The sequence below is a fragment of the Arthrobacter sp. JUb119 genome (assembly GCF_024807995.1).
Classification (GTDB): Bacteria; Actinomycetota; Actinomycetes; order Actinomycetales; family Micrococcaceae; genus Glutamicibacter.
On sequence record NZ_JANUFE010000010.1, the window covers coordinates 21,409 to 38,066 of the forward strand.

At 63.0% G+C, this 16,658-nt stretch carries 18 protein-coding genes; 10 read left to right on the forward strand and 8 right to left on the reverse strand.

The features are described 5' to 3' along the window. Window positions 1–16 precede the first annotated feature (16 nt). Entirely contained in the window at window positions 17–337 is a 321-nt protein-coding gene (locus tag M2368_RS18115; RefSeq protein WP_105658946.1) for a putative quinol monooxygenase, read from the reverse strand. A gap of 191 nt (window positions 338–528) precedes the next feature. Beyond that, complete coding sequence (locus M2368_RS18120; protein ID WP_498724803.1) at window positions 529–945, reverse strand: cold shock domain-containing protein; 417 nt, start codon at window positions 943–945, stop codon at window positions 529–531. Window positions 946–970: 25 nt separating this feature from the next. Here M2368_RS18120 and M2368_RS18125 point away from each other — a divergent pair, with 25 nt between their 5' ends. Continuing rightward, a complete protein-coding gene (locus tag M2368_RS18125; protein WP_332595309.1) occupies window positions 971–2,203 on the forward strand; it encodes a glutaminase in 1,233 nt (410 codons plus the stop codon). A gap of 10 nt (window positions 2,204–2,213) precedes the next feature. Here the strand turns inward: M2368_RS18125 and M2368_RS18130 are convergent, their stop codons facing one another. Then, window positions 2,214–4,100 carry a glycerophosphoryl diester phosphodiesterase membrane domain-containing protein gene (locus M2368_RS18130; protein WP_498724804.1) on the reverse strand — a complete coding sequence of 629 codons (1,887 nt, stop codon included), beginning with the start codon at window positions 4,098–4,100 and terminating at the stop codon, window positions 2,214–2,216. Window positions 4,101–4,277: 177 nt separating this feature from the next. On the opposite strand from M2368_RS18130, the gene M2368_RS18135 reads away from it, so the two are divergent. Continuing rightward, a complete protein-coding gene (locus M2368_RS18135) occupies window positions 4,278–4,538 on the forward strand; it encodes a GlsB/YeaQ/YmgE family stress response membrane protein (protein ID WP_498724805.1) in 261 nt (86 codons plus the stop codon). A gap of 88 nt (window positions 4,539–4,626) precedes the next feature. On the opposite strand, the gene M2368_RS18140 is transcribed toward M2368_RS18135, so the two are convergent. Next, entirely contained in the window at window positions 4,627–4,926 is a 300-nt protein-coding gene (locus M2368_RS18140) for a hypothetical protein (protein ID WP_133833959.1), read from the reverse strand. A gap of 284 nt (window positions 4,927–5,210) precedes the next feature. Beyond that, complete coding sequence (locus M2368_RS18145) at window positions 5,211–5,759, reverse strand: MarR family winged helix-turn-helix transcriptional regulator (protein WP_133833958.1); 549 nt, start codon at window positions 5,757–5,759, stop codon at window positions 5,211–5,213. Window positions 5,760–5,966: 207 nt separating this feature from the next. On the opposite strand from M2368_RS18145, the gene M2368_RS18150 reads away from it, so the two are divergent. Both M2368_RS18150 and M2368_RS18155 read left to right on the forward strand, forming a co-directional pair. Next, window positions 5,967–6,341 carry a hypothetical protein gene (locus tag M2368_RS18150; protein ID WP_498724806.1) on the forward strand — a complete coding sequence of 125 codons (375 nt, stop codon included), beginning with the start codon at window positions 5,967–5,969 and terminating at the stop codon, window positions 6,339–6,341. 205 nt (window positions 6,342–6,546) lie between these two features. Continuing rightward, entirely contained in the window at window positions 6,547–7,029 is a 483-nt protein-coding gene (locus M2368_RS18155; RefSeq protein ID WP_105658938.1) for a hypothetical protein, read from the forward strand. Between the two features lie 645 nt (window positions 7,030–7,674). Here M2368_RS18155 and M2368_RS18160 read toward each other — a convergent pair. After that, complete coding sequence (locus M2368_RS18160; protein ID WP_105658963.1) at window positions 7,675–8,178, reverse strand: DUF3253 domain-containing protein; 504 nt, start codon at window positions 8,176–8,178, stop codon at window positions 7,675–7,677. A gap of 307 nt (window positions 8,179–8,485) precedes the next feature. Further along, entirely contained in the window at window positions 8,486–8,986 is a 501-nt protein-coding gene (locus tag M2368_RS18165; RefSeq protein WP_105658936.1) for a hypothetical protein, read from the reverse strand. A gap of 281 nt (window positions 8,987–9,267) precedes the next feature. On the opposite strand from M2368_RS18165, the gene M2368_RS18170 reads away from it, so the two are divergent. Next, window positions 9,268–10,185: an MsnO8 family LLM class oxidoreductase gene (locus M2368_RS18170; protein ID WP_332488110.1), complete on the forward strand. Its 918-nt coding sequence runs from the start codon at window positions 9,268–9,270 to the stop codon at window positions 10,183–10,185. Window positions 10,186–10,419: 234 nt separating this feature from the next. Here the strand turns inward: M2368_RS18170 and M2368_RS18175 are convergent, their stop codons facing one another. Beyond that, complete coding sequence (locus M2368_RS18175) at window positions 10,420–11,121, reverse strand: FadR/GntR family transcriptional regulator (RefSeq protein WP_105658934.1); 702 nt, start codon at window positions 11,119–11,121, stop codon at window positions 10,420–10,422. Between the two features lie 168 nt (window positions 11,122–11,289). On the opposite strand from M2368_RS18175, the gene M2368_RS18180 reads away from it, so the two are divergent. The 5 genes from M2368_RS18180 to M2368_RS18200 all read left to right on the forward strand — a co-directional run bounded on the left by M2368_RS18180 (window position 11,290) and on the right by M2368_RS18200 (window position 16,149). After that, on the forward strand, window positions 11,290–12,738 hold the full coding sequence (locus M2368_RS18180) for a four-carbon acid sugar kinase family protein (protein WP_498724807.1): 1,449 nt from the start codon (window positions 11,290–11,292) through the stop codon (window positions 12,736–12,738). A gap of 28 nt (window positions 12,739–12,766) precedes the next feature. Beyond that, complete coding sequence (locus M2368_RS18185; protein ID WP_105662339.1) at window positions 12,767–13,660, forward strand: NAD(P)-dependent oxidoreductase; 894 nt, start codon at window positions 12,767–12,769, stop codon at window positions 13,658–13,660. A gap of 58 nt (window positions 13,661–13,718) precedes the next feature. Next, window positions 13,719–15,098, forward strand: a complete 1,380-nt coding sequence (locus M2368_RS18190; RefSeq protein ID WP_498724808.1) for a GntP family transporter — start codon at window positions 13,719–13,721, stop codon at window positions 15,096–15,098. Window positions 15,099–15,118: 20 nt separating this feature from the next. Further along, a complete protein-coding gene (locus M2368_RS18195) occupies window positions 15,119–15,946 on the forward strand; it encodes a class II fructose-bisphosphate aldolase (protein ID WP_498724809.1) in 828 nt (275 codons plus the stop codon). Between the two features lie 65 nt (window positions 15,947–16,011). Then, window positions 16,012–16,149, forward strand: a complete 138-nt coding sequence (locus M2368_RS18200; RefSeq protein ID WP_181149073.1) for a hypothetical protein — start codon at window positions 16,012–16,014, stop codon at window positions 16,147–16,149. Window positions 16,150–16,658 lie beyond the last annotated feature (509 nt).

A 16,658-nucleotide genomic window follows, 5' to 3' on the forward strand; every position in this document is an offset into this window, starting at 1 on the left:
TTCATCGCAAAAGTTGCTAGCTGATTTCCAATTCGCCCATGCGGTCCCAGGTATCGCCTTCGATCTGCCGGCTGACAATGCGCGGAGTTTCAACCAGGGCCGGCGCCATGTCGATCATGGCCTGCTTGAAGTGGTCGCTGCCCACGTGGTCTCCAGCTGCGTCGTCCTGGAAGGCTTCAACCAGAACGAATTCGTTGGGGTCTTCAAGGCTGCGCGACCAATCAAACCAAAGGTTGCCTGGTTCCGCACGGGTTGACTCGGTGAAACTGCGCACCAGATCCGGCCAGCGGTCTGAGCAATCCGGCTTGACTTTGAATTTAACGACAATAAAGTACACGATGACGTCCTTTCGGTAAGCAGCACATCCCTGCAGAAACAGGGCCTACTGCCAGTTTCCCCGGTGCCACGCGGCTGGGCCTATACGCATTATCGACAGGCGAGAATGCGGCAATCCCAAGAGGACAACAGTGTCCTGCAGCAGCCATCCTGTCCGAGACTCCAGGCGCGATAGTGGCAGTGAAATCCAAATCAGAGCAGCCTCAGCAGCGAGTGGTTGCCGGCCAGATCCTCATCGCCCATCACGGCATCCTTCGGCGGTCCCGCTTCAATCTTGTATTCGACTGATTGGCCTTCTTCGACGCTCATGAATCCGAAGCTCTGAATTGCACTGCAATGCGCGAAGGCATCGGCAAATCCGCCAGAAGGCTGGATGAATCCGAAATTGCACGCATGATCAGCCTGCATTTCATGATCTCTCTCCTTATGATCGGGGCCAGTTTTCTGTCCCCATAGAAGTCCCCGCACGGCAAAGCCCTGCGCGGCTGAACGTCCCAGAATTCCAGCAACTTCTGCAGGCACTTTCTGACCGGCCGTAAGCATGGGTACACGGCATAGGGCGCTCTTGCCGATAGGGTGGGCCGTAACCGGAACAATGGCAGAATCCACCCGAGATCCAAGAGGAAATGGCACCATGAAGAATCCGATTCCCGATTACCTCCACGAAGTGCTCGATGCGCTGCGCGACGACACCGCCGGGCAGCGCGCCGGCTACATTCCCGAGCTGGCCGACGCCAATCCGGATTTCTTCGCCCTGGCCGTGACCACCGCTATGGGCAGCACCTACACCGCCGGGGATGCCGGGATCGAGTTCACCATCCAGTCCATCTCCAAGCCCTTCGCCTACGCGGCGGCCATCATGGACCGCGGGCTGGAGCATGTGCTGGAACATATCGGGGTGGAGCCTTCGGGCGAGGCCTTCAACGAGCTGTCGCTGGAGGATGGCACCAATCGGCCGAAGAACCCGATGATCAATGCCGGGGCGATCGCCGCCCACGGCCTGATGGTCGGCGCCGACGCCACCGGCGAGCAGCGCGTTGACCGGGCACTGGATTTGTTCTCCGCACTGGCCGGGCGCCGGCTGCGCATCGACGAAGCGGTCTTCAACTCGGAGCTGGGCACCGCGGACCACAATCTGTCCATGGCCCACATGCTGCGCAAGCACGGGATCATCGACGATGACCCGCATGAGGTGGTCACCGGCTACACCCGCCAGTGCTCCATCCTGGTCACCGTGGCGGATCTGTCGGCGATGGCCGCCACCTTGGCCAATGGCGGGGTGCAGCCGTGCACGCACGAGCGGATCATGGACGAGGCCACGGCCCGCCAGGTGATGTCGGTGATGGCGGTGGCCGGAATGTACGACGGGGCCGGCGACTGGCTGACCCGCGTCGGGATCCCCGCCAAGAGCGGGGTGGCCGGCGGGCTGGTGGGCGTGCTGCCGGACCAGGTGGGCATCGGCGCGTTCTCGCCGCGGCTGGATTCGCACGGCAACAGCCAGCGGGCGCGGCGGGCCTTCGAGCGGCTGTCCACGGACATGGGCATGCACCTGCTGGCCCCGAGCCATGGCCGGCTCGATGTCATCGACGTGCAGCGCGGCGGCACGCGCGAGACCTTCTCGCTGCAGGGCAACGTGCAGTTCACCGCTGCTGCCGAACTGCTCGATATCATGTCCGAGTCGCGTTTCGACGGAGACGTGCACGTGGATATTTCCCGGGTCTTCTCCTTCACCGATGTGGCCCGGCGAATGACCTTGGAAGGGCTGCGCCGGCTGCGCAATGAAGGGCGTCGGGTGTTCTTGCATGATCCGCTGCAGTCGCTGGCAAATCCGGATTTGGGCGATGGCACCTATCCGGAGACGCCCTGAGCGCCGGAATCTAGCGGAAGATGTCCAGGTACGCCAGCGCGGAACCCACCCGGTACTCCGCGGCGGGGTTGTTGGCCACCAGGTAGCGGTCCCGGATGGCCAGTTCCACGTTGTCGGTGACGATGCCGTCCACGCCGATGCCCAGCAGCTCGCGGATGGTGGACTCGTCATTAACGGTCCAGGCATACACCTCCCGGTCCAGCGCGTGGGCCTGCTCCAGGAATTCGCGGGTGAAGGAGGCCTGCTCCAGGGTGTAGAAATCGGCGTTCGCCTTCGGCAGCCCGCCCACGCTCATGGCCACGGTCAGCCCGACCCGCAGCTCGGGGCGCTGCGCCTTGATTTCCTTGACTGCCCGGGGGCTGAGCGAATGGTAGATGTTCTGCGTGGTGGTCCCGGTCGCGTCCAGCTGCGCCAGGAAGCGCTCCAGGTAGCCCTTGGATTCGTGGCCGGTGACCTTCAGCTCCACGAGCACCGGGATGCCCAGCTCATCGGCGTGCTCCAGGTACTCCTGCATGGTGGGGATGCGGTCGGCGAAGCCGCCTTCGCGCACCGTGACCTTCCGGACTTCGGCCAGGGTCATCTCGTGGATGTTCCGGTTCACCCCGGCGACCACCAGCAGGTTGGTATCGTGGCTGGCTACGAAATGCCCGTCCGCGGTTTCCTGGAAATCGGCCTCGACGATGTCGGCCTGATGCGTTGCCGCGGCTTCCAGGGCTCCCAAGGTGTTTTCCACCCCGCCCGCCGAGTAGCCGCGGTGGGCCAGGATCTGCGCGTCCCCGGCTCCCGTTGCGGTCTGCCCCAAGGCAGGGGATGCGGCAAAGCTCGCTGAAAGCACCAAGGCCGCGGCCGCGGTCCCGGCGGTGGCCTTCAGTGCGCGCGACTGCGCGCTGCGATGCCGCTGCGAGCGCTCCTGCAGGGTGACGGGCAGTGCCAGGTGCTCGCGGCTCAGGGCCACCACAATCTGGATCGCCACCACGGTCGCGGCTCCGATCAGCAGGAAACCGAGCGTGTGTCCCACGCCGATGCACAGGGTCGCCACCAGCGCGGAGTTCTGCACGCCGAGCAGGCTGGCGGCCAGATCCGAGGTCCATACCAGCGCCTCGACCAGCAGCGAGGCGCACAGGGCGCAGACTCCCAGCGGGATCCCGATCAGCAGCAGGTAGCGCAGGCTGTTGCGGTGCGTGGCCTTCAGGCTGGTGCCCAAGGCAGCCAGCGGCCGCTTCGGCCCGACAGCCAGCAGCGGCAAGGTGAGCACCAGGCGGAGGTTGGCGTAGATGATCGCCCCGATCATCAGCAGGTAGATCCCCGTGCTCAGCGGCGCCTTGAGGTACTCGCGGGTCACGAAGGGCGGGATCCCCACACCCTGGATCAGCACCGAAGACAGGCCCAAGCCGCCCAGCGGCAGGGCGAGGAAAAAGTACACCATCATCAGCGGCGAGGGGTAGGACAGCATCCGGCCAAGGCAGGCGGCGGTCTCGCGGCACTCGGCCCGCAGGTTGGGAGGCTTCCCGGATTGCTGGCGTTTGACCATCACGATCAGTGCTACGAACTGCACGCTCACCGCGCCCAGTGCCAGCACCGCGATGGCCAGCAGGAGCAGCACCGAGACCGGATGGGCCAGCAGCACGGTGTAGGTCCGGTCGGTGACGTTGTTCAGCTTGCTGATTTCCAGCGCCAGGCCGAAGAGGTACTTGATCGCAGGGATGACCAGCAAGCCATTAGCTGCCTGCAAGGTGGTGATCACCGCCAGGTAGCGGAAAACGCGCACGTGCCCAAGCTTCAGCACGCGCAGCAGGAAACCGAGGATCTGCCTCAGGGCAGGCAGGCCGCGGCCCGAGGGCAGCGCAGCGGCAGGAAAGTTCTGCCTGTCCTTGCGCGATGAAATCCTTGGGTCCACTGCTTTGCTTTGCCTTCCCGCCCGCCGGGTACACCTCGGCTCTCCTTGCAATTCTATCGCCGCCACGTGCCGTTCGCTGTGCGCCTGCTGGATGGCAGCTGCGGGTAGCTTGCTGGACAAGGGGCGAGTGTCGCCGCCAACGGGCAAGACCCAATACGAACTAGTCGAGAAGAACCCATGGATATTTTAAGTTGGATCGTTTTGGGACTGATCGCCGGTGCTATTGCCAGGGCCATCAAACCCGGAGAGCAGGGCGGCGGACGGCTCGCTACTTTGCTGCTGGGCGTCGTCGGCGCAATCGTAGGTGGCTGGATCGGCTCAGCAGTCTTCGGCGAAGGCGTGGACCAGTTCTGGTCCCTGTCCAGCTGGGTCCTGGTCATTGGCGGTTCGCTGATCGTACTAGTCATTAGGGGATTGCTCACGCGCAAGCGTGCCTAACTGCACCTGCAGAGCAACGGTCCACCACGGAATAGTGGTGGACCGTTGCCGTGTGATGAAGTGCCTCTCGCATGCCTGCGCCGGTTGCTCACTGGCGAGAATCGGATTCAAAGTCCCGATCCCGAGCCGAATCAACCTCGGGGCCAGTGTCCGCTTCTCTGGTGGAAGACTCAAACTGTTCCAGTTCATCAGTACTGTGCTCGTGAATTGTCTCGCGTAGACCCTCGACTTCCTGGGCCCGTCCTTCCCAGTAGGCCGGCTCTAAGCCGAAGCCATTAGTCGCTTCTTCGGCCATCTTCTTGAAACCATCTCGATGGTCCTCCAGAGCGTTATTCAGATCCTCGAACTCAGCATGACTGACACTTACATCAACGTGCTTTCGTGGCATTTGCATCATCCTAACTTGTTAGAAAGGCTAAATACTTTCTGGTTTCGTCTAACTTACGCGTCCAAGTTGCCTGCGACAGCTACCACAAGGTTTTCCTCAGAAACCTGTCTTCAGAAACACAGGAACTAGGCCCCTCGCGCGTCAGACGATCACTCAACTAGAGCACGTGGAGAATCAAAATCACTGAAGGAAACTAAACGGGCTACTATCCCTTGGTCGGTCTGCTAACTAAGGTATCGGTCAGATCTTCCAGCGTGGATAAAGCGGTGCTATGCGCTCTACACCTACCGGGAAGACGCGGTGCTCTCCGCCATCTGAGATTTCCCCCTGGAAGGCTGGCTTGGCTCGTCCTCGATCTCGACGCTGCGGATCATGGCCTTCAGGAACTTGGCAACCGCAACCCTCTCGGCCTCGGAGAGCGTGCATACGGCATCCATCATCTGCTCATGCATCCGATGCAGCGTTCCTCGAACGTCCGTATCACTGTAGTCAGTGGGCACAATTCCCACAGACCGCCGATCTGCAGGATGCACAATACGCTCGGCATACCCATCGCGGCATAACCGGTCGATCAATACCGACACCGAGGCATTGGAGATCCCCAGTTCCTCAGCAAAATCCCGCTGGCGGGGAACCAACCCCTTACGGTGCGCAGCGAGCAGGAAGCGCAGCGCCGACATATCGGTCTCATTCATTCCCATCGAACCGCGGGTCGCAGCTCGCATCTTGCGCTCCGCCTCACGGTACTTGCGCATCAGATTCAACAAATCCACCGCCTCGGGCACCGAACGGCCCTCGCCGTACCAATACCCACTGGCTTGATACCTACTCATGAAAACTCCTTCCGCCGGATGCGAACGCCATGCCCGCAACCCCTGGGGTTCCAATACCCTTCTTCGCGAGGTCCAGCTTGCTCAACACAGAAAAAATCATGTAACCTATCTAATAGTTAGCTTGTCTAAAGATATTCTACTACGAAACAGCTATCAGTACCGGAGTGAAAGATGAAAGAATCCTTAGCAGTTCCCGTAGAAACAACGATGCATGACACCAATTCGTGGACCACGCGAATCCACAAGATCGCCGCCTTCGCCTCTGAAGAGTGTCGGAGCCGGGACGCGGTGCATTCAGCAATATGCACCATTACCGGGTCCCCGGAGCAGCTGGTCGTGAATTTGGCCTGCACCGCGAAGAGTGAACGGGACGTATCCTCGCTGATGCAATATGTCAACGACACCCTCATGCCGCAGATGGAGACAGCGCTCGGTGTCCGATTCGAGGTGAAGAATCTGCAGTTCGCCGTCGCCGGCAAGGAGAGCCTGCTCACAGCACCAGAGCACGCGCCCGAAGCTGGACTCCCAGCACATTGGCTCGATCAGCCTTCCACCGCACCTTCGCTGGCCCCCCACCACTGATTTAGGGTTCGAACCTACCAGTTTGGGAAGTGAATCAGATGGATCCCATGCAGATTTGAGCATGGCCTAGGATCTGCAGCACCCGCCGCACGCCAAGAGCGGCACCACCAAAACGACGGGACCTTTCCGAAGCGCATCTCACTGCGGAGAATTACGTCCACATCGATATTTTTCATGAGCAGTGCACGAAAGGGAAGTATCTAAAATGCCAGGTCGAATCGCACGAACCCGAACCGCAGTCAGAGTCGCTGATTTTCTCGCCACCCGTGAAGGCAAGTCCCACCTGTCCGACTACGGCTGGGCGCAGGGAATGCCGATCGTCATGACGCAGCCTGCCGAATCGCTCAACGATGCCATGGGCATGGCATCAATCCATGGCCGTGCAGTGCTGGTGGCCATGCTCGATCCGCAAACCGAAGAACTGCACATGATGCATGTCACCGTCCCCCAAGCAGCACTGAAAGTCACCAGGGCCTGCGCTGATCGACTCACCATGGAAGAGTTCTTCGAACGCCTGGCGACCGAGCTCATTGCTGAGTTCCGTGTGAAATTCTGGAAGAACACTGCCGTCGCCCACAAGATCCCAGCCTGCCCCGCTATGCAGTCGCGAACCACCTCACCGGCTCGATATCCTCTCCCGGAACGCTGCCACGCAGAAGCGCCCGTCGCGGCGGGCGCCAGCCAGTAAGCCCTTCAGCCCAGCGGTCCTGGCTCATTCTCATGGCTGGTCAATACCCATGTTGGGTTGGACCGCTAATGGGCCAGAACCGGGCTTCTTCTGGGGGCTAGTTGTTGGCCTCGGTCCTCTATCCAGGGTTGCGGATACCAGGATCCAGAACAGCCACTAAGCCACAACAAAGTGCACAAAGCGTGATGGCATTACCCATGAAGCGATGATGCTCCCCTTTCGTAGCCTTCGAACCGGGATCTTCTGCCTGCCAGTTCCCTTTCAATGACGCCTTTTCGTGAAAATCATTAAGAAATGCTCACCATCAGCACGTAAAGTTACCTGGGACGCAGCGTCCACTTCAGTCGACTGCCTCCTTTCGTTGGAACTTCGGCAGTTAAACATTTAAGGACGGATTCCAGGAGCTCAGCGAAAAAGTTCATCCCCTACCGAGTTATGCTCGATATTGACCGCGAAGACGACAGCTACTGCCTCTTTAAAGCGCTCCAGCATTACGGTCGATAGCTTAGCGACCACAGCCGGCTCATGGTCACCGAGCACGGCGTCTAGAGGGTCGACTCCTTGCCCGAAGCACTCCCTCTTCACCGGGCATGAAGACCTCGGTGCCAGCATATTCTCGGTTCTTCCCCTAGAGATCGGGCAATTTTATTCGCCTGGGTGTCGGCGTCTAATCCGAATTGGCCCTTTGACACCGTCAGCTTCCACGGGCTCGCCATTTTGAGTTGCAACGACTTCACCTTGCACGGCCAATGCCGCGGCAATCTGGCGCACTTGTCCCATGTACTTACGCCACCCTTCGTCCGGCCCGCCCACTATGCGTGCAACATCACTCGGGCAGATTGACGTGTTTGCCCTATGGCTCAGCAAGCTGCGAATGGTCGCGCGAATTCGCTCTCCCATTGAATCCGATTCCGGCTCCTCCCACCACGGCTGTCCACGTTCGCCCAGTGCGAGCTTGGCATTATTCACACGCTTGCTAGCGCCGATTTCGCCTTGCTTGACTGCCCGGCGGGCTGACATCAGCTCGTTGACCAGCTCTTGTCGTAATTTCGCAGGGATCGAGGGATCACTGGCTCTCCACCGCCGCCCCTTGATTATCAGGTAGCGCCCGTCGGTGGTGGTTTGTACTGGCTTCTCTGAAGGTGCCATCCTATACCCCATCTCCATTCAAAGTCCGACTCCCGAAGCGCACCGTCGCGCTGATCGCATCCTATGGCGAATGAGTCAACTACTAGAGAATTTGCTTTCTATAAATCGTCGAAAATTAACTTGATGAAGGGCAATTGCATTCGCGGACTGCCGCAGGGTTACAGCTGTTTGATAGCTGCAGGGCTTCGGCATTTTATCTTCGTGGCTAGTGCCAGATAGGCGCTGGCACTCCCCCGACCTCTGGGGATGCTCGCTTGGTTTCGGAGCACGCCAACTACTCATCAAATGCTTCCGATACCCGCTCCGATCATGGTTTGGCTGATGCCGGGTTCAATTTTTCCCCGAAGGCAGGGGTCGTTACGGCGCATTCCACGCGTTCGCCGGGCTTGCCGGTTTGCGCCGCGATCTCCTTTACCCCGTCGAGCAGGATCCGGCAGGTGGCGGTGCTGCCTGCGGCAGGCGTAGCCGCGATGGCTGCATCCTTTTCGGCCGTGATGACGCTCTGCGCAGTCCAGATTGATTCGCTGTTCTTGCCAGCACCGCTGGTCGTGGCCACCGCTTGCTCGGTCACTTCGGCCGAGTCTTCGCCGCGGCTGGGCGAGTCCAGGTAGGACACATCACTCAGCGCATCGGCGGCTTCCCCGCTCACGGTGATCTCGTAGGTCACCGCCCAGGCATCCGCAGTCGATTTGTCGAAGCTTTCAATGGCGCCGCATCCAGTCAGGCCCATGCCGAGGACAAGCGCTGCGGAACTGGCCGCCAGCCAGGTCGAAGTGCGGTTGGATGCTGAACGCGAAGTGCCGTGCATGGGATTCCTTTTCTCAGGTGGACGCAGCTGCTGCTTTCTCTACGTGTCAACACTAGTTCCGCGCGCCGGCGATGTCCTCCCGACTGGGAATGATATCCGTTGCCCCGCCTCCCCCCTCAGGGTGGAGGCAAGGATCGCCAGCGCTCCCCTGCTTGCCGCGTCTTGGATGCCCCGCTGCCCTGCGCAACGCGGTAAGCTCACTGACTGGACCCTCGCCGTTGAAAGGACATGATCATGCAGCTGCAGCTTGCCCCGGAGAATCGCAAAGCAGGCCTGCCTGCATGAGGCTTTCCATACTTGACCAGGTCCCGCTCACCGAGCATGCCCCCACCGCAGGCCAGGCCCTGTCCAGCGGCCTGCAATTGGCTCAGGATGCGGAAGCGCTGGGCTACCACCGCATCTGGTTTGCCGAGCACCACCACTCGAAATCCTTCGCCAGTGCCGCCCCGGAAATGATGACCGCGCTGGCTTTGGAACGCACGGAAACCATTCGGGTCGGCACCGGTGCCATCTTGCTGCCGTACTACCAGGCGCAGAAGGTCTCCGAAGCCATGGGCCTGCTGGCCGCCGTGCACCCGGACCGGGTGGACATCGGCGTGGGCCGCGCTGCACTCTCGGACCCGCATTACGCGCAGAAGATTGCCACCCTGGTGCATGATCTGGACGCCGTCCACGAGCCCTCGGATACCGAACCGGCAGGCCGCGTCTGGGTACTGGGCGCTGGCGGTTCCACCGCGCCCTTGCCTGGAATGCTCGGGGCGGGCTACGTCCATGGGCACTTCCTGCGCCCTGCTGGCGGCGAGCCTGCCACCCGGGCCTACCGCGAGGCCGCGGCCAACGCAGGGCACGCCGCCCACACCGTGCTGGCCGTTCGCTTTGCCACCGCCTCAACCGAAGAGAAGGCGCAGGCCCTGGCCAATGCGCTCTTGCTCTGGCGCGTGCGCAAGGACCTCGGCCACGATGGACCGATCCCCTCGACGGCAACGGCGGCGAGCCACCCGTGGAATACGCAGGAACTGGCCCGTGCCGAGGAGCGCAGCAAGGCGCTGATCGTAGGCACCCCGGACCAGGTCCACGACCGGTTACTGGCCTTGGCCGAGGAGCACGGTGCCGACGAGCTGATGCTCAATACCTTGGTCTGCGACCCGGCAGACCGGTTGGATGCCTATCGCCTGCTCGCCGAGAGTTTCAACGCCTGAGCTCGGCTTCTGCGTCATTGCCTCGCATCCCGGTCAGCTGCTCATGGCCCAGCACGCAGGGATGCACCCCGTATCCCGGGATCCCGCGTTCCTGCCAGGGTGCCGAGCCTCTGCCTGCTTCGCCTAGCGCCTTGAACAGAGGATTCTCCTAATTGGCCGGCTCGGCGACACGGACAGCTCCACCTTCAACTCGCTTGCCCGTTCCGCGGCGCCAAACGAAAACTGGCTGGGTGGCTATCGATTGAGCACGAAGGTGTTCAAATCATCCAGCGTTTGCTGCATGTGGTTGTCCATGGCTTGGCGGGCTTGGGAGCTGTCGTGCCGCTGAAGCGCAACCAGGATGTGCTCATGCTCGGCGATGGCGTGCTGCTGGATCTGCGCGAAGGCGCTGGTCTCACGCCGCCGTGAGGAGAGCACTCGGCCCAGCGGCTCGTAGAGCGCCGAAACGAAAACATTTCCCGAGGCCCGCAGGATCACGTCGTGGAATTCCAGGTCCGCTTCGACAAAGCCGTCCAGATCGGCGGCCGCGTGTGCTGCGCGCATGGCTTCGAGCAGTTCGCCCATTGCTGCCAGCTGCTCCTCGGTGATCCGCGAAGCGGCCAGCTCGCAGGCGCCGGTTTCCAGCATGCGGCGCAACTCGATCAGCTGCACGGCAGCCGCGGCCGCCCCCACGCCGGCGGTTGTGGCGCGTACTACCGCCTCCAGCGAATTCCACATGTTGACCGGATTCACATAGGTCCCGCGGCCCCGTTCGACGCGGATGATGTTCTGCGCCGCGAGTGTCTTGATCGCTTCGCGCACCGTCATCCGGCTGACTTCCAGGGTCTCGCAGAGTTCCAGCTCGCCAGGAATCAACTCGTCAACCGACAGTTCACCGCTGACTATGCGGTCCAAGACGCTGTCGGCGACCTCTACGACCAATGACTTCCGGGCCATGCTTCCTCCATCCCCGGGACAATTCATCCCGCCAAAGACCTGTCCAGTCTATGTCCCGCAGGCAGTTGCGGCTGACCGCGATCCATGTAACACTAATCGTCATGACAGATGTCTGACATCTTACCTATGATGCCGAGGCATTGCCCAATGACAAAGGAGTCCTTGACCATGCTTGAGTCCGAGTTGCTCGCCGGATACCTCCCGGAGCGCGAGATCGCGCCCGCGAAAATCGCCGAGGCCGCGCGCTCCACCGGCAGCGTGCTGGTGGTCCTGGATGACGACCCGACCGGAACCCAATCGGTCAGCAACCTTCCGGTGCTCACCAGCTGGGAAGTCGAGGACTTCCGCTGGGCCTTCGCCCTGCAGCTGGATGGCGAACGCCCGCTGGCCGTCTACGTGCTCACCAACACCCGCTCCCTGGACGCCGACGACGCCGCACTGCGCAATGAGCAGGTAGCCCGGGCCGCCTTGCAGGCAGCGGCGGAAACCGGCCTGTCGGTGTCCTTTGTCAGCCGTAGCGACTCCACCCTGCGCGGGCATTTCCCGCTGGAAACCGACACCTTGGCCGCCACCGTGGCCGCCGTGGATCCGGATTCCTCGGTGGATGCCGTGCTGATGGTTCCTGCTTTCGGCGAAGCCGGGCGGATCACCGTGGCCGGCGAGCATTACATGCGCACCATCGATGGCCAGGTCGCCAAGGTCAGCGAGACTGAGTTTGCCAAAGACGCCACCTTCGGATTCAGCACCAGCTATCTGCCGGACTACGTCGCCGAGAAGACCGCCGGGCGCATCGCGGCCAAGGACGTGATGGTCCTGGACTTGGACACCATCCGTTCCGGCGCTTCCTCCATCGCCGGCCGCCTGGCCGAAGCTTCCAACGCACAGGTCGCCACCGCGGATATCGTCACGGAAAATGACCTGCTGGCCTTGTCCGAGGGCCTGCAGCAGGCCGAAGCGGCCGGAACCCGCGTGCTGTGCCGCGTGGGCCCGCCCTTCGTGCGTGCCCGCATCGGCCAGCAGCAGCGCCAGCCATTGTCCGCCGAGGAGATCTACGCGGGCAACGGCGCCGAGCGGCGCACCGCCGGCGGGCTGATCGTGGTGGGCTCCCATGTGGGCGTGACCACCCGCCAGCTGGCCGACCTGACCAGCCGGCACTCGAATGCCACGGTGATCGAGCTGGACGTCCCGGAAATCCTCGCCGACGGCTCCGAGGCCTACCTGAAGGGCAAGGCCGCGCAGATCAGCGCCGCCCTGGCCACCCAGGATGTCATCGTGCACACCTCGCGCAAGCTGGTGAAAACCGATGACGCGGCGCAGTCGCTGGAGATCGCCCGCACCGTGAGCGCTGCGGTGGTTTCGGTCGTCAACCTGATCCTGCACGCCACTCCCCCGCGCTTCGTGATCGCCAAGGGCGGGATCACCTCCTCGGATGTCGCCGCCCATGGCCTGGAAATCCGCCATGCCATCGTGCGCGGGCCGATGCTCCCGGGCATTGTCTCGCTCTGGGAATCGGTGGACGGACCTGCCGCCGGCATCCCCTACATCGTCTTCGCCGGCAACGTGGGCGACGACAGCTCGCTGACCGCCGTCACCGCCAAGCTGAGCGCCACTTTCTAACCATCTTTACAATTTCCTGGAGATCCCAATGAGCACTACCAAAGTTGCAGTCCTCGGCCTGGGCGCCATGGGCCTGCCCATGGCAACCCGCCTGGCCACCAAGCTGGAAGTCAACGGATTCGACATCTCGGCCGAACGCATGGCCCTGGCCAGCCAGTCGGGCATCACTACCTACGCTTCCGCCCGCGAAGCGGTCACCGGCGCTGATGCACTGCTGCTGGCAGTACGCAACGGCGAGCAGCTGGATGCCGTGCTCTTCGGCGAGCAGGGCGTGGCCGGGCAGCTCAAAGCCGGCGCAGTGGTCATCCTGACCTCCACCGTTGGCCTGGAAGCAGTGCCCGCCACCGCCAAGCGCCTGGCCGAACTGGGCTTGGGCCTGGTGGACGCGCCGCTCTCCGGCGGCCCGGTGCGCGCCGGCGAAGGCGACCTGCTGATCGTGGTCGGCGCCGAGCCGGCTCAGCTGGAGAAGGTCCGCCCGGTGCTGGAGCTGCTGGCCTCCACCCTGAGCATCGTGGGCGACAAGCCCGGCGATGGCCAGGCCCTGAAGACGGTGAACCAGCTGCTGTGCGGCGTGCACATCGCCGCGGCCGCGGAGGCCCTGGCCCTGGCGGACAAGCTCGGCCTGGACCAGGCCACCACCCTGGAAGCGCTGCAGGCCGGCGCCGCGAACTCCTTCATGCTCGGCAACCGCGGCCCTCGCATGCTCGAGGCCTACTCCGAGGATGGTGCCGAAGTGCTCTCGCGCCTGGACATCTTCGTCAAGGACATGGGCATCGTAACCTCCGCGGCCCGCTCCCTGCACCTGTCCACCCCGGTGGCCTCGGCGGCCGAACAGCTCTACTTGCTGGGCGAAGCCCACGAGCTGGCCGCGGCCGACGATTCCGCAGTCATCAAGGTCGTAGCCCCGAAGGCTGCCCAGTAAAGTCATCAGCGCGCGAGTTCGACACCCGCGCACCGCGTCAAAGGAGACGACACAACCCATGAGCCCGCTAATGCTGCTACTGATCGCAGTGGCCGGAGTGGCCTTGCTGCTGCTCGGCGTCATCAAGTTCAAGATGCCCGCCTTCATTGTCCTGCTGCTGGTCAGCATGCTCGTGGCCCTGGCCGCGGGCATCCCCATCCAGGAGGTGGCCGGCCTGGTCACCGAGGGCATGGGCGGCACGCTGGGCAGCGTCGCCGTACTGGTGGGCCTGGGCGCGATGCTCGGCAAGGTCATTGAGATTTCCGGCGGAGCCCAGGTGCTTTCCACCCGCTTCACCGCGCTCTTCGGCCCGCGCCGGGTGATCGCCGCGCTGACCACCGCGGCCTTCCTGCTGGCCATTCCGGTGTTCTTCGACGTGGGCTTCATCGTGCTGGTGCCGATCATCTACGGCTTCGCCAAGGCCCTGGGGGTCTCGCCGGTGAAGATCGGCCTGCCGGTGGGCGCAATCATGCTGGCCATCCACGTAGTGGTTCCGCCGCATCCAGGTGTGGTCGGCGGCGCAGAGATCCTCGGCGCCGATATCGGCTGGGCCACCATCCTGGGCCTGGCGTTCTGCGCCCCGCTGGGCGTCTTGAGCTACTTCGTGGCCAAGCGCATCAACCGCCGCGAGATCCCGATGCTTCCGGAAACCGCAGAGCAGTTCGAATCCTTCGGCGCTTCCGGAACCGGCACCACCCTGGCCAAGACCAAGGCCCCGACCTCGTCCATGGTCATTTCCATGATCCTGCTGCCGATCGTGATGATCATGCTCGGCACCGTGGGCGGTTCCCTGGTGGCCGCTGAATCCACTGCGGCCAACATCCTGGGCTTTGTCGGATCCCCTGCTGTCGCGCTGCTGGTCACCGTGCTAGTTTCCTACTACCTGCTGGGCGTGCGCAGCGGCTGGAGCAGCGAGCAGACCGGCAAGGTCATGGACTCCGCTCTGGCCCCGGCGGCCATCGTGATCCTGGTGACCGGCGCCGGCGGGGTGTTCGGCAAGGTGCTCACCGAATCGGGCATCGGCACCGTGCTGGCTGAGTCCCTGGCTGCGGCCGGCCTGCCGATCATCGTGATGGCCTTCATCCTGGCCGCCATCCTTCGCGCCTCGCAGGGCTCTGCAACGGTCGCAATTATCACCACCACCGGCCTGCTGGCCGCAGCCGTGGAAGCCGGCGATTTCTCCACCGTGCAGACGGTGCTGATCCTGGTCGCTGTGGGCTTCGGCGCCTTCGGCCTGAGCCACGTGAACGACTCGGGCTTCTGGATTGTCACCCGCTTCCTGGGCCTGTCCGTGGCCGAGGGCCTGCGCACCTGGACCGTGCTGACCACGGTGCTGGGCGTGGCCGGGTTCGCGCTCACCGCCATTACCTACGCCATCATCACCGCTGCAGGAGTGTAATCATCCCGATGCTCACCCCCATGAACCAGATGGCCGCCCAGGCCATTGCCGCAGGGCACGCCGTCCCCGCCTTCACCTGCTACGACTTCACCACCGCGCTGGCCGTGGTCGCCGAGGCCGAAGCCCAGGACCGCGCGGTCATCCTGAATGTCGCGCCGAAGGCCGCCAGCTCCACCGCGGGCCTGCGGCTGATCTCCGCCCTGCGCACCCTGGGCGAGCAGGCCGCCGTTCCGATAGCCATCCAGCTGGACCACGCCAGCGACGCGCAGCTGATCGTGCGGGCGGTGCAAGCCGGCGCCACCGCGGTGCTCGCCGACGGCTCGGCCGGGACGCTGGAGGAGAATACCGCCTTCGTCCAGCAGGTTCGTTCGCTGATCGGCCCTGAGGTGGTGCTGGAAGCCGAGCTGGGTGCCCTGCCGGGCAACGAGGACAAGGCCTTTGAGCAGAGCGCCTCCCAGCTGACCGATCCGGCGCAGGTGGCCCGATTCGTCCAGGACAGCGGCGCGCAGCTGCTGGCCGTGGCCATCGGCAATGTCCATGGCCGGTACAAGGGCGAACCGAAAATCCACTGGGATGTGCTTGAAGCCATCCACGCCGAATCAACGGTGCCGCTGGTGCTGCACGGGGCGTCGGGCATCGCGCCTGCGGACCTCTCGCGGTCCATTTCCTTCGCGGTGGGCAAGGTCAATTTGAACACCGAGCTGCGCACCGCGACGCTGGCCGCACTGGCTGGGCAGCTGGAAGGCCGCCGTTCCGATGGGCAGAACGTGCTGGGCTTGCTCGGCGACTGGGAGCGCGCGGTCACCGAGGTCGTTTCGACGACGTTCGTCGCGCTGCGCGCCAAATAGCTTGCTGCCATCGGCTCATCCGGTGGCGGCGTGCCGTCACGAACCTCGCGCAGAAGGCACTGGCCTTGCCCGGATCGCTTGCCCTGCATAATATCAGCGTCAGCCAGGACTACCTGGTCGATATCATTGTCGCCAACAGCAGCGAGCTGCAGACCCAGATCATCGACAAGCGGCCGCCTCGGCCACAGATGGCACACTGTTGAAGTGAGCTGATCCTCGGCGAGCTCTGGGCAGCTTCGCTGCACCCGCGTTAGCGCTAACTCGCAATCATGTGAGTTCCCCCGAACAAATATGCCGAGGCAGCCCCTTCGTCTGTCCCCGAGCGCTTTTGCAGCATTCACTTGGAATGTGTTGCCTGCGCAGTGATGGAAAAATTGCAATCCATAGTGGACATCGTAATTTTCATTCGCGATTTCGGACAAAACCGTAGCGCGACTGCTCGCTTTTCCTCTCCCCACAAGACAATTCCACTGCTCCTGGCATGCCTGTCCCGGTGGCCAGATCCTTGGCGCCCCTCAAGCCGAGGCCCATGATGTGCTTGATCTGCCGAATTCCGGCCGGACCTTCGTCGTCCCTTCCGAACTCGCCGCTGGCACGAAGCCAGCTTCGTGATCCGGCATCGCAAATGGCCTCCCTGGGCGCGCACTTTACAGTGCATCAAGATCGCTCAGTCAAGGAGGGGCAGTGATCCGCGTGCAACGCACACAGAACA